The following is a 21440-nucleotide window of genomic DNA, read 5'->3' on the forward strand; positions in this document are numbered from 1 at the left end:
ATGTACTATAGATTTTAATGTTTATTTTCTGATATAAATAATTTGTATACCCTCTCAGGTCTACCTTTTGTTGAGTTTTGTTTTTCGTATAATATAGTAGCATTTCCAGACTTTAGGAGACTACTTAAAAATCTATTGGCAGTTCTTACTGTTACATTTAAACATGAAGATAATTCCTTGGGAGTAACTTCATCTCTTTGTAGAATTTCAGTAACAGATATAATCTTTTGAATAGTAAGAGTAGATAATTTAGAATTTTTGGCAATTGTATTTATGTGTGGAGTTACTTTATTTGAAACAGTAAGTAATTTATCACATAATAAAGGTCCTATTGTCTCATAACTTTCATTAACTAAGAAACTGTAGTTTAAATGATTTATTTTAGATTCCTTATTAGCACTTATGGCGTTAGACATAGCTTGTTTTATATCATTACCAATTCCATACCCAACACATACTTTAAACTCTATACTATTTTCAATAAATTCTTTTATATAACATGTAGTAAAATTTTTGGTTAATGATTTAATAGTGTCGCATTTAGTAAAAATTTTAAAAGAACTACTATTTTTTTCAATTATAAAATCAGTTAATTTGTCTTTTTTTACAGTATTCAATATTTTATAAATTTTATCTATAGTATAATCATCATAGTTTGTATCTTTAGCTGTTATATATATTACACTAGGTTGGTTTACCTTCATTCTATGCAGATGAATGTCCTTTATTAATTCATTAAAAGTACTTTTTAATAAGTTTATGTCAGGATATATAAAATGAAAATTTACTCCTGCATCTTGTAACATAGGAACAATACTACTAAAACGAGTAGTAGAAAAATCAATTTTACCTTCATCCCATAACTTAATATGTTTTTTTGCAATATTTTTTTCAAGTTCTGCTATATCAGATAAACTCATTTTGGATGCATTTTCATTAATACTATACATTAAATCTCCAAAAGTACCATTTGATAAATAATATGATATGTCTTTTGGATTATCTGCCCAGTCCATTAGGTCAAAGTATGCTCTAGAAAAATCTAATGTATTGTATTTAAAAATAAGTTTTAGAAACGTATCATAATAACTTTGTAAATCCGTACCAAAATCAACTAAAGGTTTTTTTATAGTACCAGCTTTTTTTGTAATAGCTTCCTTAGGGATAGGGCCACTAACTGCAAATCCATCAAACTTATCTTCGATTTCTAGATACAAATCTCCAACATGAGAAAAATCTTTATAAATATATATTTCAATTTCTGCATTAATATTTAACCTTTTTATAGAGTTCTCTACAAACTCCTTTAAGAATTCAGTTGTTATGATTGCTATTTTCATAGACTACTTCCTTTTCAATTAGTATAATTATTTCATATTAGGTATTACTTTTTCTAGCTCTGATAAAACAATCTCTCTTTGTATTATTATATATAATAATATCATGACAAAATATTTATTGTCTAACTAATTATAATCTATTCAAAATGAATGATAAATTACAAGTACTTTCTGGAGCAATGATGATTCCTGTTATATTACTTGTTGTAGCAGGGGTATTTATAGGATTAGGGTCAGTTTTTGCAAATGTGGAAAACGTTTTTGTCTTAGGGTTTAATGGAAGTATATTGATACCAGCAATAGTAACAGCCATGTTGGTAGGGGTAACAGAACCAATAGAGTATACATTCTTATTTGTTGCACCATTATTGTACTTTGTAGTATATGTACCGCTAGCAGGATTAACATATGTATTTACAGAAATGTTTAATGTTTCTATAATGGGAGAATCATTTAGAAATATGTTTCCTAACTTGTTGCAACCTCAAAAAGTGGATGCATTACCTTTATTATTTTTAATACCAATATTCTTTATAGTTACTTATGTAATATTCAAATGGGCAATTAAGAAGTTTGATATAAAGACACCAGGAAGAAGTTCAGAAGAAGTTAAGCTTTATAGTAAGAAAGAATACAGAGAAAGACAATCAGTAGATAATGTTAAAGCAGTAAATAATGGTGCAGTAGAAGATACAGTAGAAGACAAAGATACAGAACTTGTACATTCTATAATAGAAGGTCTAGGAGGAAGTGGTAATATAAAAAATATTACAAACTGTGCAACTAGGCTTAGAGTAGAGTTAAACTCAATAGATGGATTCTATGAAGATGGTTTCTGGGTAAATGATTTAGGTGCAAGTGGAGTAGTTAGAAAGAAAAATTCAGTTCAAGTTATATTTGGGCCAAGAGTTATCACAATAGCAGCAAAAGTTAAAGCTGTATTAGGTGTAGATTAATGAGTATAAAGCCGTGCAAATTAGATTAGTTTGCATGGCTTTTTTAGTTTCAAGAGTATTATAGTTATTTTGAATTTATGGAAAACTTGTGCATAATAGCCATATCTACTAAATAAACTGATGACTTTAAAGTAGGACTGTTAAATTAAGAAATACGGAAGTATAAAAAATGAAACATAATAAAACATAACAAAACATAACTAAAATTGTAAAAAAATATAAAATATTATAGCTAAATAGTATAAAACATAATATAATTACTTTGAAGGGGGTGACAAAATGTGGGAATTTTATAATAATTTAATAGATAAAGTACCAGAAAACATAAGAGTAAAAGATTTTGTTATAGGTTCAGAGTTTGCTATGGTAATAACAGATTATGGAGCAGGTATTAGTCATTTATTATGTGATAAAAGATTTTCTTTTGAAAACGATATAAAAATAAATATGTCTTTAAAAGATTTATGCAAGTCAATTAAGTCTTGGAATTTTATAGAGGCTAGTTTAGGATTAGCAGCAATAAATTCTTATTATAATCAGAATATTTGCACTAAACCATCAAAAGTAGAGAAAATTAATCATCATTTTATTTGCATGATTGATGATTCATCAAAAAAAATAGCAGTAGTAGAGGGAAATCTTAAAAATAAAAATAAAATTAAATTTAGATATGATGTGGATTTTTTCAATAGAAAAATAGAAGAAGGTGATTACAACATATCAGCATATGGATATTTAGTAGAAAACTATGATAGTACATATTTAGGTGGAGACTTAATTATTAATAAACATTTAATAAAAATAGCCAATGATTCACTTAATAAAGAAAGCGTAATTTGTGATATATCGACACCTATATCTTCAGCTTTTAAAAAAATAGGTATAAAAAATATAGGTGGATTTGTTGTAGAGGATATAGACAAATGTTTTAATTTAGTAAAAATAAGTGCACCTTATGAGGATATTGAAAAGACAGGTAAAATGATGAAAATAGTAGGGGCAGAAAGGGATTAAATAAGTGAGTAAGAGTGTAAGAAGTAATAAATTAATTATGCTTTGTTTAGTTATTATATTGATTGTATTGATATTAGTATCGTTAGCACTTGGAAAATATCCAGTAGAACCACATCAAGTATTTGGAATTTTAGTTTCAAAAATATGTAATATAGATAAGTTTTGGACAGATAGCATGGAAACTATATTTTTAAATGTTAGATTGCCAAGAATAGCACTTGCATGTTTAGTAGGTGGGGCATTGGCAGCTGCAGGAGCATCATATCAATATATTTTTTTAAATCCTATGGCATCACCAGATATACTAGGGGCATCATCAGGAGCAGCATTTGGAGCAGCTTTAGCGCTATTTCTTTATAAAAGCAGTAGAGAGGTTACTGTTAGTGCATTCATTTTTAGTTTAATTACTGTAATTTTAGTTTATTTGATAAGTGAAAGAACAAAGGGAAGTAAGGTGTTAGGCTTAATTTTATCTGGTATTATGGTAAGTTCATTATTTTCTTCAGGTACATCTTTTATAAAACTTGTAGCAGACCCTAATGACCAGTTACCTGCAATTACATATTGGTTGATGGGGAGTTTATCAGGAGCTAAAATATCTGATATAAAATTTGCGATTATTCCTATGTTAATAGGTATAGTACCTCTAATACTTATTAGCTGGCAAATAAACATATTGACTGTAGGAGAAGATGAGGCAAGAACAATGGGGATAAATACAAAGCGTATAAGATTCATTACTATTATATGTGCTACACTTTTAACTTCTGCAAGTGTTGCTGTAAGTGGAATGATAGGTTGGGTTGGTCTTGTAATACCACATTTATCTAGAAGATTAGTTGGAAATAACTTTGTTTATTTATTGCCAACATCAGCTATGTTTGGAGCATCGTTTTTGTTGTTAGTTGATAATGTATCTAGAAATTTATGGACTAGTGAGATACCTATAGGTATATTAACATCATTTATTGGTGTACCATTTTTCATATATCTGATTACGAAAAGGGGGGATTAATATGATTTTAGAAGTTAAAGATCTCAGTTATTTTTATAAAGATCAAAATGTACTTAATCAAATATCCTTTAATGTTGAAGGTAGTCAGTTACTATGTATATTAGGACCTAATGGTGCAGGGAAAAGTACTATGTTTAAGTGTATACTTCAGTTATTAAAAGGATATAAAGGTGAAATATTATTGGATGGAAAAAACTTGAAGGATTATAAAATTAAGAATCTAGCAAGAAAAATAGCTTATATCCCTCAGTCTCATAATCCTGTGTTTAGTTATTCCGTTGTTGAAATGGTATTGATGGGAACAACATCACAAATTTCACCTATGTCTAAACCTACTAAAAAACAAATGGAAATAGTTGAAGAATCTTTAGACAAAATAGGAATTTCCTATTTAAAAGATAGGAGTTTTGTAAATTTAAGTGGAGGAGAAAGACAATTAGTACTTATTGCGAGAGCTTTAGCTCAAAACGCAAAGATACTTATTATGGACGAGCCGACCTCTGATTTAGATTATGGTAATCAAATCAGAGTATTAAATACAGTAAAAGAATTAACGAGGGATGGATATATAATAATTCAGTCAACACACAATCCAGACCAGGCCTTTTTGTATGCAGACAAGGTTTTAGCTTTATACAATCATGAAATATTAGCTTTTGGTGTGCCTAAGTACATAATTAATTCTGGTCTAATTAAAAAATTATATAATGTAGATGTAGAATTAAACAGTTTATATGATGACAAAATCAGAGTCTGCATACCAAAAAGTGTAACTATATAATTTACTTAAGGGGGGATAAAATGAAAAAGAAATTATTATCATTGTTATTGGTACTAACTTTAGCAATAACATCTTTAGTTGGATGTACATCATCAAATGATGATGTTAAAGGTGAAAAAGAGGATAAAAACGCATCTAAAACAATAATGTTTACTGATTCAGTAGGTAGAAAGGTTGAGATTCCAGCAAATATTGAAAAAATAGCACCTTCAGGAAGTTTAGCACAAATCGTACTATTTTCAGTAGCACCAGATAAGTTAGTTGGATTATCAGGAGATTGGACAGATGATTCAAAAGACTATGTGGATAAAAAGTATACTAGTCTTCCTGTTTTTGGTCAATTTTATGGTAAGGGAGATTTAAATATGGAAGCCCTTGCAGCAGCAGAACCACAAGTAATTATTGATATAGGTGAGAAGAAAGGTAGCATGAAAGAAGATTTAGATTCTATACAAGAACAAACAGGTATACCAACTATATTTATAGAAGCTACAACTGCTAATATGTCAGAATGCTACACTAAGCTAGGGGAAATTTTAAATGTAGAAGATAATGCAAAAGTATTAGCTGATTACTGTAAAGCTACTTATGATACAACTGTAGAAACGATGAAGAAAATAGGTGATAAGAATAAAGTAAACCTTGCTTATTGCTTAGGAGATACAGGAACAAATATAATCGCAGAAGGGTCTTTCCACTCTGAAATTATTAATATACTTGCAAATAATGTTGCAAAGCTTGATGACCCATCAAGTAAAGGCAATGGAAATGAAGTATCATTAGAACAATTATACTTATGGAATCCAGATGTAATAGTGTTTGCACCACAGAGTATATATAGTAAAGTAGGAAGTCAGGCTGAATGGCAAAAAATAAGTGCTATATCTAGTGGTAAATACTATGAAGCACCAAGTACTCCATATAATTGGATGGGATTCCCTCCATCTGTAAATAGATATATGGGTATGATTTGGTTATCTGAAATACTTTATCCAGAGAATTTTAATTATGATTTAAAAGAAAAAACAAAAGAATTTTATAAGTTATTTTATCATGTTGATTTAAGTGATGAACAATATAGCAAATTAACTAAAAACGCTATTAAATAGTATATAGATATAAAGTTACTAAATAATGTATAGACATAAAGTTAATAAATAATATATAGATGTAAATTAGAAGAAAGTAGGATTTTACCTACTTTCTTTCATAAAAAGGGGAATTGATATGAAACTAATTACAGTAGCGGGGCCACCATCATCTGGAAAAACATCCGTTATTCTTCATCTAATTAAAGCTATGGAGGCAGAAGAAAATAAGGTTGGAGTAGTAAAGTTTGACTGCCTTACATCTTTTGACCAGATTAGATATGAAGAGAATAATATACCTGTTCAAATTGGACTTTCTGGTAAAATTTGTCCAGACCATTTTTTTATAAGTAATATTGAGGATGCACTTTATTGGTCTCAAAAATTAAACTTAGATATTTTAATTACTGAAAGTGCAGGGCTTTGTAATCGTTGCTCACCATATATAAAAACTATACCAGCAGTTTGTGTAATAGATAATTTATCAGGGATAAATACACCTAGAAAAATAGGACCAATGCTAAAATATGCTGATATTGTTGTAATTACAAAAGGAGATATAGTATCACAAGCAGAAAGGGAGGTATTTTCCTTTAATGTACGTCAAGTAAATTCAAAAGCTAAGATAATATTTATAAATGGAATCACAGGACAAGGAGTATTTTTACTTAAGAAATATTTAAGTGATATAAAAGAAATAACTACGCTTAGAGAAAAGCAATTACGTTTTACAACACCAGCATCAGTGTGTTCTTACTGTACTGGAGAGACTAGAATTGGAGAATCTTATCAAATGGGGATGATAAAGAAAATGGAGTTTGACTATGAAATATGATAATTATGAAAATTTACTAAACATGTCTATAGAAGAGATAAAAGAAAGCTATTCTATGGCCTTTGATTTTTTCTTAAATTATAATCTAAGTAATATAGATGACTCAATTACTTTTAATAATTTAATAGAATCTTTAGATGAGGAATTTTATATAACTTTTGGTATAGAAAAAGAAGAATTATATATTAAATTGGTGGAGTTTTTAAAAGAATTTGACCAAGATGAAGAGAGCTTAAATATAGAAAGTATTACTATTAATGGTGGGTACAATAAGCTAAAAGAAAAAGAAGCTATTTCGCTGAAAATAAAGGCTGGAGAAATTATAAGTATTGTTGGACCTACAGGCTCAGGAAAAAGTAGACTGCTAGAGGATATTGAATGTTTAGCCCAGAGAGACACTCCTACTAACAGACAAATATTAATAAATGAAAGTGTTCCAAGTGATGAAACTCGTTTTGTTATGGATGGAAAGTTAGTAGCTCAACTTTCACAAAATATGAATTTTGTAATGGATTTAACAGTAGAAGAATTTTTACAAATGCACTCTAAAAGTCGTTTCTGTAAAAATCAAGATGACATAGTAAAAAAATGCTTTTATTGTGCTAATAAACTAGCTGGAGAAAAATTTGAATTAACCACAAAAATAACTCAATTATCGGGAGGTCAATCAAGGGCTCTTATGATATCGGATACTGCATATATGAGTTCTTCACCGATAGTTTTAATTGATGAAATTGAAAATGCAGGTATAGATAGAAAAGAAGCTCTAAGACTATTATCTAAAAAGGAAAAAATAATTTTAATTTCAACACATGACCCTATATTAGCTTTAAATGCTGATAAAAGAATAGTTATTAAAAATGGTGGAATTTCAAAGGTAATATCTACGACAGATGAAGAAATAGAAAGTATTAAATACATAGAAAGCTTAGATAATATTTTACTAGATATTAGGCACAAGGTTAGAAAAGGTGAAGTCTTAAATAGAAAAGAAATAAAAAGTATTGTACAGGAGGAGGTAACTGGCTTTGTGGGAAATTTATGATGATTTAATAGAAGGAATTCCTAAGGATATAATCGTTGAAGATATAGCTGTTGGGCAACATAATATTTTAGTAAGAAGTAGTGTAGGTAGTGGTATAGGTTTTGTATATAATGAAGATGGGCGTCCTCCAGAGTTTGTGAAATCTTTTAAAGGAAAATCTTTACATGAAATAGCTGGATGTATTAAGTCTTGGAATATCACAGAATCAGGAATTGGCTTAGCTGCAATAAATTCTTATTATAATTCTGTAAAAATTTCAAAAGAAAATAATATAAAGTTAAATGAAAACAATTTTATAGAAGATAGAATTAATGACCCTTTTATTTCATACCAAAATATGATAAGGGGGAAAAAGGTAGCGGTTATAGGTCATTTTCACTATTTAGAAGAACTATTTGCACCTGTGTGTGATTTATCCATAATAGAAAGTGAAGATATATATGGTGATTATCCAGAGACTTCAGCACCATATATCTTACCTGAACAGGACTTTGTAGTTATATCTTGTTATACATTAAGTACAAAAACTTTTCCTTGGTATTTAGAATTAAGTAAAAATGCTTATGTGGTATTGGTAGGTCCAGCAACTCCAATGGCACCTATATTATTTAAGTATGGGGTAAATGATTTATCAGGATTTGTAATTAAAGAACATGATAAAGTAATGAGCATAATAAGTGGAAATGAGAGAAACAGTATGTTTTACAGTACAGGTCAGAAAGTAAATTTAAAAGATAGTGGGGAAATTTAAGTATGAGAATGAATTGGAATGATACTACAATAAAATCTTTTGTTGATGCAAGTGAATATACTGGTTTTCACAAGATATTAGCTAAAGAAATAATTCCATACATCAAAGATAGCCAAACTTTTTGTGATGTAGGTTGTGGATTAGGTTTAATAGATATGTATTTAAGCGAAGAACTAAAAGATATAACTTGTATTGATATAAACCAAAATGCTATAAATTACTTAGAAAAATCAATAAAAGACAATAATATAAACAATATTAGATATATGGTCAAAGATTTTAAAGAGATAAATACAAGATTTGATACTATATTAATTTCATTTTTTTCATATGAGAATATAGAATTTTTTACTGAACACTGTGATAGATTAATTGCAATTGTTAATGATAAATCCAAAACTCATATTCCAGTATCTAAGAAAAGAATGGACATGGTAGAAAGACATAGTTCAAAAAATTTAAAATCATTATTAGATGAAAAGAAACTTAAATATGAATTAATACCATTAAGTCTTGAATTTGGACAGACATTTACTTGTGAAGATGATATAGTCAGGTATGCTAAGTCTTATGATGAAGGCGGAGAGTATGAAACTATATACAATCATATTATGAAAAATGTAGTTAAAGGAGATAAAGTAGCTTATTACCTTCCGTATGAAAAAAATATATCTGTTTTTATAATAGACTTTAATAGATAGATAATTGTAAATTTTAATTTAAATATTTATATTTCATAATAAAGCTTAGACACTTAGTTTGTAACATATACAACTAGTAAATATAAATACTAAATTAAAAGTAGTGTTTTTATCGGATGAATTACTATATATTTATAATTTTTAATTTTGCATATAGTGCTATATTTTGATTTAAGTTGACAATTTATATAAGATTGCATACAATTAAACTAAGAATTGAATAAACGTATTTAAAGAGTAGGGAAGTTGGTGAAAATCCAACACGAACCCATCACTGTAAGCATGGATAAATTCTACATAGCCAACAGATGTTATTTAGAAAGGCTGAGAAAATGAAATGTAAGTCAGATACCTACATTAAATATTAGTAAATAAATTTAGGGGGGAGCAACTAGATTTATTGTTTTGTATATGGAATTTAGAATTTAAAGTATACATATTAAAATGGGATGTTATAGCATTATTTGCTATAACTTTTTTTATGCTCATATTTCTAAATAAGGGGGAAATGTATCATGAGGAAGATTTCAAAAGGGAAGTTGAGTAGTATAATTTTAGTAGTTATGCTGATGTTATCATTGCTAACAGGGTGTAGTAAACCAGAGGAAAATAATGATGTTAGCAAGATGAATAATGAAAAGGAAGTAGTTTTAGCAGCAGCTAGGGATTTGGCACCAGGTGAACAAGATGCTTATTACACAAGTTCTATACTTTATGTTTGGGAACCGCTAGTAGGATTGGGTGATGATGGAAAACCAAAGGCAGAACTTGCAGAAAAGTGGTCAAATTCAGATGATTATAAAGAATGGACATTTACAATAAAGAAGGGTGTAAAATTTCATGATGGTGTAGATTTGAATGCAGATTCAGTAGTAAAAAACTTTGAACGTTATATGAATATGAAAACAAAATCCTCACCTTTTTATTCGTTTGATATAGAAAAGACATATCCTAATTTACTAAGTGTGGATAAAGTTTCTGACTATGAAGTTAAACTTACTTTTAGTAAACCAATATCAACTTTAATATATAACATGGCTAGATTTGGAAGTGCTATGTATAGTCCAGAGTGTTTTGATATAAAAACGGGAGATTTTACTAAATATGCACAAGGAACTGGTCCATTCAAGATAAAAGAAAGAGAAAAAGAACAATTTGTTTTGTTAGAGAGAAATCAAGACTATTATGGAGATAAAAGTAAAGTTAAAAATGTAAGAGTAAATGTAATTAAAGATGCACAAACTCGTTACACAGCACTTAAATCAGAGGAAATTATGGGTGTTATGGATTTAGGGGCTATTACTCCAGAGTTAGCTAGTGAGCTAATAAAGGATGAAAACTTTGAGATTAAAACATCTCCATCAACAATAACTCAATTTGTATCTACAAACGGTACTAGGGCACCATTTAATAATGTTAAGATAAAAGAAGCACTAAGTTTGTTGTTGGATAGAGAAACTATAGTAAATAAATTTTATGGAGGATATGGAACTCCAACTATGAATATATTGAATCAAGGTTCTCCTTTTGCTAAGGAAATTAAACCTGTTTATGATGCAGAAAAAGCAAAAAAAATCATAAAGGATGAGTTAAAAGGGGAAACAAAAGAGTTAGAGTTTATAATACCATCTTATGGTGTAGACCGTTATCCATACAAAACTGTAGCAGAGTATATACAATCTGTATTAAGTGAAGTTGGATTAAACTCTAAAATAACTATACTTGATGGAGCGGCTTTTAAGGAAGCACAAAAAACAGGAAATTATGATATAGCACTTCACACTCAAGGGCTTCCAAATGCAGAACCATTTTCTATATTTGATAGTTATATGAGAAGCACAGGGTCAAGTAATATGGCTTATTCATTGGGCTATAAAAATGAAAGAGCAGATGAATTAATAGGTCAATTAGAAAAAACAATGGACTTAGATGAAAGACGTAAAATATATGATGAACTTCAAGATATATCAGCAGAACATCCATCAGCTATACCATTATTTGAAGATGTTAACTTAATTGCCTATAATAAAAAAATAACTGGGTACAAACCTACATTATATGGAACTACATTAGCAAATATGGAGTGGAGTAAGTAGTGAAAACACCATTTAAATATTTAATTAGAAGGATATTGATGACTATCCCTATTTTGATAGGAATAACTTTTCTAGGATTTATATTAGGGGTTATAGCACCTGGTGACCCAGCAGTTGAATATTTAAGCATGGATGGTATTTCTGCTCCTACAGATGAAGAAATAGAAAGAGTTAGAGAAGAATTAGGGTTAAATGATAATATTATAGTTCAGTATATTAATTGGACTAAAAAAGCTATGACTGGAGATTTAGGACTTTCCTATATCAAAAAGACATCAATCACAGAAGAGATATTAAGAAGGTTACCAATAACCTTCTCTTTATCTTTAATGGCTATGTTTTTTGTTATAGTGTTATCTATACCACTAGCTATAATCATGGCTTTAAAAAAGGATTCAACGATAGATAAGATTGGCACTTTTGTATCATTACTTCTGACATCTATTCCAGGGTTTTGGTTAGCTATTATCATGTTAAGTATATTTTGTGAGAATCTTAGATGGCTACCTACAAGTGGGTATGGTACAATTAAACATTTAATAATGCCTGGATTTGTTTTAGCAGCTGGAACTATAGGAACTGTAGCAAGACTAAATAGAGCAACTTTAATAGAAAGTATAGGACAAAACTATATAACAGTAGCAAAAGCTAAGGGCCTGCCAAATAAAATAGTTATTTTTAAGTATGCTTTTTTAAATTCATTAATGCCTATTGTAACTGTTCTGGGAAACTATTTTGGAGCTATTTTAGGAGGCTCCACAGTGGTTGAGGTTATTTTTAGTATTCCAGGGATGGGAAGCTATGTAATACAAGGAATAATGAGTAGGGATTATCCAGTAGTGCAAGGATATGTGCTATTTACAGGGATTATATTTATAGTGTTTAATTTAATTGTAGATATATGTTACCTATTTCTTAATCCTAAAATGAGGGTTGGAGGTAAATAATATGGATAAATTTAAAGAAATGTTATTTATACATAAACTAGCTTTTTTAGTGCTAATAATTATGATACTTGTTGCAATGTTTGCACCAGAGTTAGCTCCATATGACCCTAATCAAGTACAAATGGAGGATAGGTTAATGGGGATTTCTAGAGAGCATATACTTGGAACAGATACTCTAGGTAGAGATATTCTAAGTAGAATATTATATGGAGCCAGAGTATCCATATCTTTAGCTTTTTTAGCAAGCCTATTAACAATGCTATTTGGTAGTTTTGTAGGTATAATAGCAGGATATTGTGGTGGTATAGTAGATACGATAATCCAGTCTATTGTAAATATATTTCAAGGTCTTCCCAGTCTTAGCTTTATGATTGCTCTTGCTGGAGTTCTTGGACCAGGTATAAAAAGTTTATTAATTGCAATAGTATTTACTTCCTGGGCTGGTTTTTCAAGAGTAGTTAGAGGAGAGGTATTAAAGGTAAAAGAAGAAAAATATGTTGAAGGTGCAAGAGCATTAGGTGCTAGTCATCTTTATATAATTTTGCACTATATAATTCCAAACATATTTGCTCCTTTTATAGTACTATTTACAATAAGGATAGGAAAAAGTGTACTTTCTATGGCATCGTTAAGTTTTTTAGGTCTAGGAATACAACCTCCACAAGCAGATTGGGGTGTTATGATAAATGATGCTAAGACTCATTTTAGAAGCTATCCAAATCTATTATTAGCACCTGGTTTTAGTATATTATTATTGTGTTGCAGTATAAATTTAATTGGAGATGCACTAAGGGATATGTTTGATGAAAAAAGCAACTCTTTAAGCCAATATCTTTAGAAGGAATAAAACTATGAATAGAGATATAAGTATAAAAGATTTAAAAATTCATTTTAATACTAAAGAAGGAAAAGTAAGAGCTGTAGATGGAGTATCTAGAACCTTTCAAAGTGGTAGAATTACAGGAATTATTGGAGAAACTGGAAGTGGAAAATCGGTGCTAGGACTAGGAATTTTGAACCTTGTATCTAATAATTCAACTGTTTCAGGCAGTGTTTTATATGAAGAAAAAGATTTGCTAAAAATTAAAGAAAAGGAAATTAGAGAAATCAGAGGGAAAAAAATAGCGTTAATCCCCCAAAATCCATCAAGTTCTTTTAATCCAATATTGAAAATAGGAAGTCATATGAATGAACTTTTTTATTATCATGGAAAAGAAAAAAAGAATTCTTGCAATAGTAAAAGTTTAGAGATATTAAAAAAATTCTTTTTATCAAATAGTGAGTTGGTTTATAATTCGTATGGATTTCAGCTAAGTGGAGGTATGAGTCAAAGGGCACTGGCAGCTATAGGGACATCATTAAAACCTAACTGGATAGTTGCAGATGAACCAACTAAAGGTTTGGATGCAACAATAAGAAAGCAAGTATATGAAGTATTTTATGATTTAAGAAATAATATGGGTGTTAGTATGATACTTATAACTCATGATTTAATGCTGGCTAAAAAGCTTTGTGATGAAGCTGTAGTTATGTATGCAGGTAAAATCATAGAAGATGGTCCAAAAAATAGTATATTTAATAATCCACTACATCCTTATACAAGAGGTTTAATCGATTCACAGCCAAATGAAAAATTAATACCTATTGAAGGGGTAGCACCAAGTTTAACAAACTTACCAAAAGGATGTAGATTTTCTCCAAGATGCAAGGTTGCAAAAAAAACATGTATTGATTATGAACCAAGACTATTTGATGTTAATGGTTCAAAGGTGAGGTGTTTTCTTTATGATAAAAGTTTGTAACCTTTATAAGGAGTTTAAAAGCGGAATAATCAATAAAAAGATAGTCAAGGCGGTAGATGATGTATCGTTTGAAATAAAAGAGGGAAAAACATTAGGTCTTGTAGGAGAAAGTGGATGCGGAAAATCAACTTTATCAAGGCTTATTTTAAGACTTATTAAATCTGATGGAGGTAAAATTTATTTTAATGGTAGAGATATCAGTAATTATGATTTTTCTCAAATGAGGGATTTAAGAAAAGAGATGCAGATAATATTTCAACATCCAGATTCTGCCCTAAGCCCTAAAAAAACTATATATGGGAGCCTTGTGGAGCCATTAAAAATTCATAAACTCTACGAAAAGAATAAAGCAAGAGAATACATAATGGAATACTTAAGTTTTGTTGGGCTTAGTGAGGAAATTTTAAATAGATACCCACATCAAGTAAGTGGAGGACAAATACAAAGAGTTGCCTTAGCTAGAGTGCTTTTATTAAATCCTAAATTTATGATATTGGATGAACCTACATCAATGTTAGATGTATCTGTGCAAGCTCAAGTTATACAGGTTTTGAAGAAAGCTCAAAAACAGTTTAATATAAGCTATTTATTTATATCTCATGATATAGACTTGGTAAAAGAAGTTAGTGATGAGGTTGCGGTCATGTTAAATGGCAAGATAGTTGAAACTATAGAGGCTAAGGAATTGTATAAAAGTGCAAAGCATGCTTATACCAAAGAGCTTATTGAGAATTTCACTAATTTTTAAAATATAGTAATCAATTGTTTAGTTAATCAATTATTACATTAGTAAGAGTAGTTTTTTGAGTATAGAAAATTACAAATCTTGTCCCTAACACTTTTAGAAAGGAAGATTAATCATGTATTATAAAGATATAGATTTTGAGAGAAAATGGCATGAGTATATTGAAAGTAAAGAAGGATATGCAAGAGAAAGAGCTTTTGATGATGAAGCGGAAAGAATATTTTCAAAAAATTATCTCATAAATATGATGATAATCCAACACTTTATGATTATTCAAAAGAAGTATTTGATTTTATAGATGAGTTAATAGATGAAGGAAAAAATCTTATAGAAATTGGTGCAGGTACTGGAAAATTTACTATACCACTTTCTAAGAAATGTAAAGGTGTAATTGCTAATGATTTTTCAATAGATATGCTTAATGTGCTTGAAGGAAAGATTAGTGAACATAATATAACTAATATAGACATAGTACAAGGAAAATGGGAAGAGATTAATGTTGGGCATAGTGATTATATTTTATCTGTGAATTCTCTTTATCGAATTTGGGATATTAAAGATGCTTTGAGTAAGATGGATAAGTTAGCTAGAGAAAAAGTGATTATAGTGAGAACTATTCAAAAACCATTATTTAATGATTTGTATATGGATTTAGGTGATAAAGATAGAACTTGTCCAGATTATATATACATTCCAAATATACTACATTCTTTAAATATATGTGCAGATATAAAATTTATTGATGTTGAAAATGAAATTGAATTCAATAGTATAGAGGATATACTTTTTAAAATGGAAACAGAATTAAATAAAAAGATTAACTTTAGTGATATGTTAGATAAGTATATAGACAATATGATAGAAAAAAGAGAAAACAAATATATTTTTAAACATAATACTAAAGTTGTAATTATATACTGGAATAGTATAAGTTAGATTTGTTAATATTATCGAAGCATAGAAACTCTTCTGAAAATATTTACAATCTCGACATATTATGCTACAATTATTTAGAATAAATAAAATTTAATAAGAATTACCTCATCTAATAAAAAGATTGAGGTAGAGGTCGCATTTACTAAGATTAATATTGAAGAGGTTGGAAGCCAATGAAGCAATATAAAAGGAGTAAGTGCCGAAGTGCTAGTGTCCAAAGCTAGTGCTGGGGCTGTATTTAATAAGTGCAGCACTGTCATCAAAATTATCCCGAATTTTGATGGAGAGCTATCTTAACTAAGATAAAGGGAAGATGTAGGTATATTGTATTTAGCGCATTTAGCTCAACATGTATCCATGTTGAGCTTTTTTACATCTATACAAAATAGGATAGAAAAGGGAATCAATAATAAAATATTTTAATTTAAAAAGTGGGGAGATTAAAAATGAGCAGTTTAAAAAAGAAAAAGTTTACTATGCCACAGACACTTACTATAATATTTTTACTAATAGTAGTAATGGCAGTTCTTACTTGGATAGTGCCAAGTGGAAATTTTGAAAGGGTAGATATAGACGGAAGATCGGTTGTTGTAGCTGGAACTTATGAAAAAGCAGCATCAAATCCACAGGGAATTACTGATGTATTTACAGCACCTATAAATGGATTTATAGATGCGGCTGAAGTAGTTGGATTTGTTTTGATAGTTGGAGGAGCTTTTGGAATAGTTAATAAAACAGGAGCTATAGAAGCTGTTATAGCTCATACTGTAAATAAAATGAAGAGATTCCAATTTTTAATAATACCTATATCAATGATTCTATTTGGATTAGGTGGAACAACATTTGGAATGAGTGAAGAAACACTACCTTTTTATATGATATTTATTCCACTCATGACCAGTATGGGATATGATTCATTAACAGCAGTGGCGACAGTATTTATAGGAGCAACAGCTGGATTTGGAGCAGCTACTACTAATCCTTTCTCTGTAGGAATAGCACAAGCATTGTCACAAATAACACCAGGTTCTGGGATAGAGTTGAGAGTTGTTATGTTTATAATATATATGGCTATATCTATAGGATTTGTTATGATGTATGCCAATAAAGTTAAAAAAGACCCTAAAAAGTCTTTAGTACATGGTATATCATTGAATCAAGAATCAATGGCTAATACTGATACAAACATAAAAGAATTTACAAAAAGAGAAGCTATGGTAATAGCAATTTTCACAATAGGTATGGCAATTATGATATATGGAGTTTTAAAGCTAGGATGGTACATAACTGAAATTGCAATGATATTTACAGCTATAGGTATAATATCAGGAATAGCATCAGGGCTTAAACAAGATGACATAGTCAATTCATTTATAAGTGGAGCAGGAGATTTAATGACAGCAGGGTTATGTATAGCATTTGCACGTGGAATAGTAATAATAGCAGAAAATGGATTTATAATAGATACAATTTTAAATTCTGCCGCAAATTTATTAAATGGACTTCCAAAAACTATATTTATAAATTTAACTTTCTTAATAGAAGGTTTAATAGCATTTTTTATACCATCAGCATCAGGACTTGCATCACTTACAATACCTGTACTTGCACCACTTGGAGATTTAGTAGATGTATCTAGACAAATGATAGTTACAGCTTATCAATTTGGTATAGGTGTAACTAATTTAATAACACCTACATCAGGTGTTTTAATGGGAGCACTAGCAGTAGCTAATATTCCTTGGTCAAAGTGGGTTAGATTTGTAATGCCTTTAATGGTAGTATTAACAATTACTGTAATGGTATTTTTAACAATAGGATTATTTGTTGGATTCTAATAGGAGGTATATTATGATTGAAAGTATAAAGAAAAGAGCTTATGAGATAGAGAATGAACTGGGAAAAGAAATTGAAGAAGTATGTGATTTTATATTTAACAATCCAGAGTTAGGAGAAGAAGAATATATATCATCAAAGTACTTAGTAGAGAAAATGAAGGAATATGGATTTGATACAACTTATCCGTACTGCAATATGGATACTGCTTTTAGAGCAGAGCTAGGGGATAACGATGGTCCAACTATAGCATTTTTAGCTGAGTATGATGCACTGCCTGGGTATGGGGAAAATAAAGAACCAGGTCATGCTTGTGGACATAACTGGATTGCTGCATCTACATTAGGAGCTTGTATAGTACTAAGTAAGTTAAAAGAAAATTTTAAAGGAAAAATTGTACTAATAGGAACACCAGCTGAAGAGACAACAGGAGGAAAGTGTGATTTAGTTAAAGCAGGAGCTTTTGATGATGTTGATGTAAGTTATCAGATGCATATAGAAGCTTTTAATAACATAAACTGCAAGGCTTTGGCAATAGACTCAATAGAGTTTAGTTTTGAAGGTGTATCAGCACATGCAGCTAGTCACCCTCATATGGGAGTTAATGCATTAGATGCAGTACAACTTACTTTTGCAGGAATAAATGCACTAAGACAGCATGTAAAATCAGATGTTAGAATACATGGGATAGTTTCAAATGGAGGAGAAGCTCCAAACATAGTTCCAGAAAAAGCAGCCTGTGAGTTTTTCGTAAGAGCTGCTGAAAGAAGTTATTTAGATGAAGTAACTAAAAAAGTTATAAACTGTGCGAAAGGTGCAGAGCTAATGACAGGAGCTAAACTTTCTTATAGATACTTTGAAAATTCTTTTGACAACATAATTAATAATAAGGTGCTTCAGAATATAACAAAGAATAATTTAATTGAAGCAGGTATAACGGATATATTAGAAGGAAAAGAGGGACCAGTAGGTTCTACAGATATAGGAAATGTAAGCCAAGTTTGTCCTACTATGTATACAGAAATAGCTCTAGACATAAATCCAATGGTATATGTTCATGAAAAAGAGTTTTTAAATTATGCAAATTCTGAGGAAGCTTATGATAAACTTCACAAAGCAGTAAAGGCAATGGTAGGATGTGCATTAGAAATTTATCTAGAAGATGGACTACTTGATGAGATTAAGAAAAATCACTTAAATTAAAAATAAAACAAAGGGGTATTACCGAAAAGTTGGTAATACCTCTTTATTTTTTGATAGAAGTCATATTTTTGTAGATTCTATAGATAAAGTTATATTATTTATCTAATCTTAATCATATAATAATATTTCTAAGTCAATATTAAATAAAAATAAGTAATCTATCAATTTGGCATAACTTTTGCTTTATACTAAGTTAAAAGATTTTGAACTATATTAGAACTATTAAAATCTCACATAATATAAACAAAAGAAAGGATAGATTTATAATGAAAACAATAGCAGTAGTAACTGATGGATTATCTAAATTAGAATGTTTTTTAAATAAAAATCTAAAGCTAATATTTAAAGATAAAGTAAAAATAAAAAATTATTATTTAAATAGAATAACAGAAGAAGAATTGATAAAAGATGACATAATATTAGTAATGATAGATGATAGAGTATTAAAAATAAAAAAATATGTAAAGGATGTCTCAAAAATAATAACTATAAACAGGAGTATAAAGCAAAGGGATATATACAAGTTATTTTCATTACCAGAAGGAATAGATGTATTAGTAGTAAATGATAATAACCATACTGTATTAGAAACAATATCTAATTTATACAATATAGGAATAAATCACTTAAATTTTATACCATATAATCCTAATGAAGAATATAGACACATTAAGATAGCTATAACACCAGGAGAGAGAGAGTTAGTTCCTGAATATATTAAAGAAGTTATTGATTTAGGACATAGATATATTGATAGTTCAACATTTATTCAAATAATAGCAAAGCTTAAACTAGATGATAAAGAAATTACTGAAAGGTTAATTAAATATACAGATGAAGTGATTAGTTTATATTCAGGTATAAATACTAAATATAAAGAACTTACTATAAAAGCAGATGAATTAAACTCTATAATAAACCTATCAAATTTAGGTATGGCAATGATATCAGAGAAGGAAAATATAATTATTTGTAATGATAGTTTGAGTGATACACTAGATATTCAAAATGATATTATAGGAAAAAATATAGATGAACTAGAGAATGAAAATATTAAAAAGATTTTTAGATTAAGTAAGGCACATGATGAAGTTATAAAGTTTAATAATAAATATTTAAATGTAAATAAGTATAATATAGAAAGTTTTGGAAGGGTGACTGGATATTATTTTTGTATTCAAGAAATAACTTACATAAGGAAATTGGAACAAAACCTATCAAAGAAGCTTAGAGAAAAAGGGCAAGTTGCTAGGTATACCTTTGATGACATAAAAACAGTATCAGTAAAAATGGAAAGAACTAAAGAGCTAGGTATGAAAATAGCGGAATCTGATTATACAGTTCTTATAACTGGAGAAAGTGGAACAGGAAAAGAACTCATGGCTCAGTCTATTCATAATGCATCACCAAGACATAGTCAACCATTTATAGCTATAAACTGTGCAGCTATGCCAGAAAATTTACTTGAAAGTGAACTTTTTGGATATGAAGAGGGTGCTTTTACAGGTGCTTTAAGAGGAGGAAAAAAAGGTTTATTTGAGCAAGCTAATAATGGAACTATATTTTTAGATGAAATAGGAGACATGCCTATATATTTACAAAGCAAATTACTTAGAGTATTACAAGAGAATCAAGTCATGAGAGTTGGGGGAGAAAATGTAATAGACACTGATGTTAGAGTAATTGCAGCTACAAATAAAAATTTATTAGAAATGATAAAAAAAGATAGGTTCAGAGCTGATTTATATTATAGGATAAATGTATTGCCTATAAACATACCACCTTTAAGGGAGAGAAAAGAAGATATAGAAGTTATGTTAAAGTATTTTATGAAAAGGAAGAGGGAAATTAGTCAAGATGTTCAAGACGTTATTAATGCATATGAATGGCCAGGGAATATAAGAGAGTTAAAAAATACAGCTATGTATATTAACATTATGAGTTCTGAGCATGTTATTTTAATCAATGACCTACCTCATAACCTATTAAATATAACTGAAGATTATAGTAAAGAAATAAGTACATTAAAAGATAGAACATCTATAGAAAAAGTAAGGTTAGTAATGGAATGCTTAAAAAATGCCAATAACCTTAATAAAAACATAGGTAGAAATGGTATTGTTAATTCAATAAATGAATTAGGTTATAATATAACAGAAGGTGAGGTAAGGGGAATACTTAATATACTTAAAGAACTAGATTTGATAATATGTGAATCAGGTAGAAAGGGAAGTGAGTTAAATAGAAGAGGAAAAAATATATTAAATAGTATTTAATAGGTCAATAAAAAGGAAAATATAAATGCCTATTTTGCCCATTAATTAGACTTAAGACTATTCAAAAAAGCCG

The 21440-nt window shown here is 29.1% G+C and carries 20 protein-coding genes and 2 riboswitches; of the genes, 19 read left to right on the top strand and 1 reads right to left on the bottom strand.

Annotated features, from left to right (window positions below):
* Positions 1-14: 14 nt before the first annotated feature.
* Positions 15-1340: a hypothetical protein gene (locus tag KGF48_RS09005; RefSeq protein WP_227838972.1), complete on the bottom strand. Its 1326-nt coding sequence runs from the start codon at positions 1338-1340 to the stop codon at positions 15-17.
* Positions 1341-1486: 146 nt separating this feature from the next.
* On the opposite strand from KGF48_RS09005, the gene KGF48_RS09010 reads away from it, so the two are divergent.
* From KGF48_RS09010 to KGF48_RS09100, 19 genes are all read left to right on the top strand, one after another.
* A complete protein-coding gene (locus KGF48_RS09010; protein WP_227838971.1) occupies positions 1487-2296 on the top strand; it encodes a glucose PTS transporter subunit EIIB in 810 nt (269 codons plus the stop codon).
* Between the two features lie 279 nt (positions 2297-2575).
* Positions 2576-3310, top strand: coding sequence for an enolase N-terminal-like fold-containing protein (locus KGF48_RS09015; RefSeq protein WP_227838970.1), 735 nt, complete (start codon positions 2576-2578; stop codon positions 3308-3310).
* Positions 3311-3314: 4 nt separating this feature from the next.
* On the top strand, positions 3315-4325 hold the full coding sequence (locus tag KGF48_RS09020; RefSeq protein ID WP_413894795.1) for a FecCD family ABC transporter permease: 1011 nt from the start codon (positions 3315-3317) through the stop codon (positions 4323-4325).
* Between the two features lies 1 nt (position 4326).
* Positions 4327-5106: an ABC transporter ATP-binding protein gene (locus KGF48_RS09025; RefSeq protein WP_227830085.1), complete on the top strand. Its 780-nt coding sequence runs from the start codon at positions 4327-4329 to the stop codon at positions 5104-5106.
* A 20-nt stretch (positions 5107-5126) separates the two neighbouring features.
* Positions 5127-6215: an ABC transporter substrate-binding protein gene (locus tag KGF48_RS09030; protein WP_227838969.1), complete on the top strand. Its 1089-nt coding sequence runs from the start codon at positions 5127-5129 to the stop codon at positions 6213-6215.
* Positions 6216-6333: 118 nt separating this feature from the next.
* A complete protein-coding gene (locus KGF48_RS09035; protein WP_227838968.1) occupies positions 6334-7029 on the top strand; it encodes a GTP-binding protein in 696 nt (231 codons plus the stop codon).
* A complete protein-coding gene (locus KGF48_RS09040; RefSeq protein ID WP_227838967.1) occupies positions 7019-8074 on the top strand; it encodes an ATP-binding cassette domain-containing protein in 1056 nt (351 codons plus the stop codon). The genes KGF48_RS09035 and KGF48_RS09040 overlap by 11 nt, the downstream gene beginning before the upstream one ends.
* Complete coding sequence (locus KGF48_RS09045) at positions 8058-8825, top strand: Rossmann-like domain-containing protein (protein WP_227838966.1); 768 nt, start codon at positions 8058-8060, stop codon at positions 8823-8825. The genes KGF48_RS09040 and KGF48_RS09045 overlap by 17 nt, the downstream gene beginning before the upstream one ends.
* A gap of 2 nt (positions 8826-8827) precedes the next feature.
* A complete protein-coding gene (locus KGF48_RS09050; protein ID WP_227838965.1) occupies positions 8828-9526 on the top strand; it encodes a methyltransferase in 699 nt (232 codons plus the stop codon).
* Positions 9527-9742: 216 nt separating this feature from the next.
* Positions 9743-9880, top strand: a riboswitch (cobalamin riboswitch).
* A gap of 161 nt (positions 9881-10041) precedes the next feature.
* Positions 10042-11622 carry an ABC transporter substrate-binding protein gene (locus KGF48_RS09055; protein ID WP_227838964.1) on the top strand — a complete coding sequence of 527 codons (1581 nt, stop codon included), beginning with the start codon at positions 10042-10044 and terminating at the stop codon, positions 11620-11622.
* A complete protein-coding gene (locus KGF48_RS20655; RefSeq protein WP_227830079.1) occupies positions 11622-12569 on the top strand; it encodes an ABC transporter permease in 948 nt (315 codons plus the stop codon). Before KGF48_RS09055 ends, KGF48_RS20655 begins: the two co-directional genes overlap by 1 nt.
* 1 nt (position 12570) lies before the next feature.
* On the top strand, positions 12571-13407 hold the full coding sequence (locus KGF48_RS09065; protein WP_227830078.1) for an ABC transporter permease: 837 nt from the start codon (positions 12571-12573) through the stop codon (positions 13405-13407).
* A gap of 13 nt (positions 13408-13420) precedes the next feature.
* Complete coding sequence (locus KGF48_RS09070) at positions 13421-14371, top strand: ABC transporter ATP-binding protein (protein WP_227867955.1); 951 nt, start codon at positions 13421-13423, stop codon at positions 14369-14371.
* Positions 14355-15119: an ATP-binding cassette domain-containing protein gene (locus KGF48_RS09075; protein ID WP_227838962.1), complete on the top strand. Its 765-nt coding sequence runs from the start codon at positions 14355-14357 to the stop codon at positions 15117-15119. The genes KGF48_RS09070 and KGF48_RS09075 overlap by 17 nt, the downstream gene beginning before the upstream one ends.
* 112 nt (positions 15120-15231) lie before the next feature.
* A complete protein-coding gene (locus KGF48_RS09080; protein ID WP_227867956.1) occupies positions 15232-15414 on the top strand; it encodes a hypothetical protein in 183 nt (60 codons plus the stop codon).
* Complete coding sequence (locus tag KGF48_RS09085; protein WP_227867967.1) at positions 15336-16052, top strand: class I SAM-dependent methyltransferase; 717 nt, start codon at positions 15336-15338, stop codon at positions 16050-16052. Before KGF48_RS09080 ends, KGF48_RS09085 begins: the two co-directional genes overlap by 79 nt.
* A 119-nt stretch (positions 16053-16171) precedes the next feature.
* A riboswitch (Lysine riboswitch) is annotated at positions 16172-16351 on the top strand.
* 147 nt (positions 16352-16498) lie between these two features.
* A complete protein-coding gene (locus KGF48_RS09090; protein WP_227433860.1) occupies positions 16499-17890 on the top strand; it encodes a YfcC family protein in 1392 nt (463 codons plus the stop codon).
* Between the two features lie 13 nt (positions 17891-17903).
* Entirely contained in the window at positions 17904-19091 is a 1188-nt protein-coding gene (locus KGF48_RS09095) for a M20 family metallopeptidase (protein ID WP_227838960.1), read from the top strand.
* 266 nt (positions 19092-19357) lie between these two features.
* Entirely contained in the window at positions 19358-21367 is a 2010-nt protein-coding gene (locus tag KGF48_RS09100) for a sigma 54-interacting transcriptional regulator (protein WP_227838959.1), read from the top strand.
* Positions 21368-21440: the final 73 nt, after the last annotated feature.

The sequence above is a fragment of the Clostridioides sp. ZZV15-6388 genome, from assembly GCF_020657755.1.
Classification (GTDB): domain Bacteria; phylum Bacillota; class Clostridia; order Peptostreptococcales; family Peptostreptococcaceae; genus Clostridioides.

Bases quoted from the DNA above. Each gene is read 5' to 3' on its own strand.
- KGF48_RS09005 (WP_227838972.1), bottom strand. From the start codon at position 1,340: ATGAAAATAGCAATCATAACAACTGAATTCTTAAAGGAGTTTGTAGAG.
- KGF48_RS09010 (WP_227838971.1), top strand. From the start codon at position 1,487: ATGAATGATAAATTACAAGTACTTTCTGGAGCAATGATGATTCCTGTT.
- KGF48_RS09015 (WP_227838970.1), top strand. From the start codon at position 2,576: ATGTGGGAATTTTATAATAATTTAATAGATAAAGTACCAGAAAACATA.
- KGF48_RS09025 (WP_227830085.1), top strand. From the start codon at position 4,327: ATGATTTTAGAAGTTAAAGATCTCAGTTATTTTTATAAAGATCAAAAT.
- KGF48_RS09030 (WP_227838969.1), top strand. From the start codon at position 5,127: ATGAAAAAGAAATTATTATCATTGTTATTGGTACTAACTTTAGCAATA.
- KGF48_RS09035 (WP_227838968.1), top strand. From the start codon at position 6,334: ATGAAACTAATTACAGTAGCGGGGCCACCATCATCTGGAAAAACATCC.
- KGF48_RS09040 (WP_227838967.1), top strand. From the start codon at position 7,019: ATGAAATATGATAATTATGAAAATTTACTAAACATGTCTATAGAAGAG.
- KGF48_RS09050 (WP_227838965.1), top strand. From the start codon at position 8,828: ATGAGAATGAATTGGAATGATACTACAATAAAATCTTTTGTTGATGCA.
- KGF48_RS09055 (WP_227838964.1), top strand. From the start codon at position 10,042: ATGAGGAAGATTTCAAAAGGGAAGTTGAGTAGTATAATTTTAGTAGTT.
- KGF48_RS09065 (WP_227830078.1), top strand. From the start codon at position 12,571: ATGGATAAATTTAAAGAAATGTTATTTATACATAAACTAGCTTTTTTA.
- KGF48_RS09070 (WP_227867955.1), top strand. From the start codon at position 13,421: ATGAATAGAGATATAAGTATAAAAGATTTAAAAATTCATTTTAATACT.
- KGF48_RS09075 (WP_227838962.1), top strand. From the start codon at position 14,355: ATGATAAAAGTTTGTAACCTTTATAAGGAGTTTAAAAGCGGAATAATC.
- KGF48_RS09080 (WP_227867956.1), top strand. From the start codon at position 15,232: ATGTATTATAAAGATATAGATTTTGAGAGAAAATGGCATGAGTATATT.
- KGF48_RS09090 (WP_227433860.1), top strand. From the start codon at position 16,499: ATGAGCAGTTTAAAAAAGAAAAAGTTTACTATGCCACAGACACTTACT.
- KGF48_RS09095 (WP_227838960.1), top strand. From the start codon at position 17,904: ATGATTGAAAGTATAAAGAAAAGAGCTTATGAGATAGAGAATGAACTG.
- KGF48_RS09100 (WP_227838959.1), top strand. From the start codon at position 19,358: ATGAAAACAATAGCAGTAGTAACTGATGGATTATCTAAATTAGAATGT.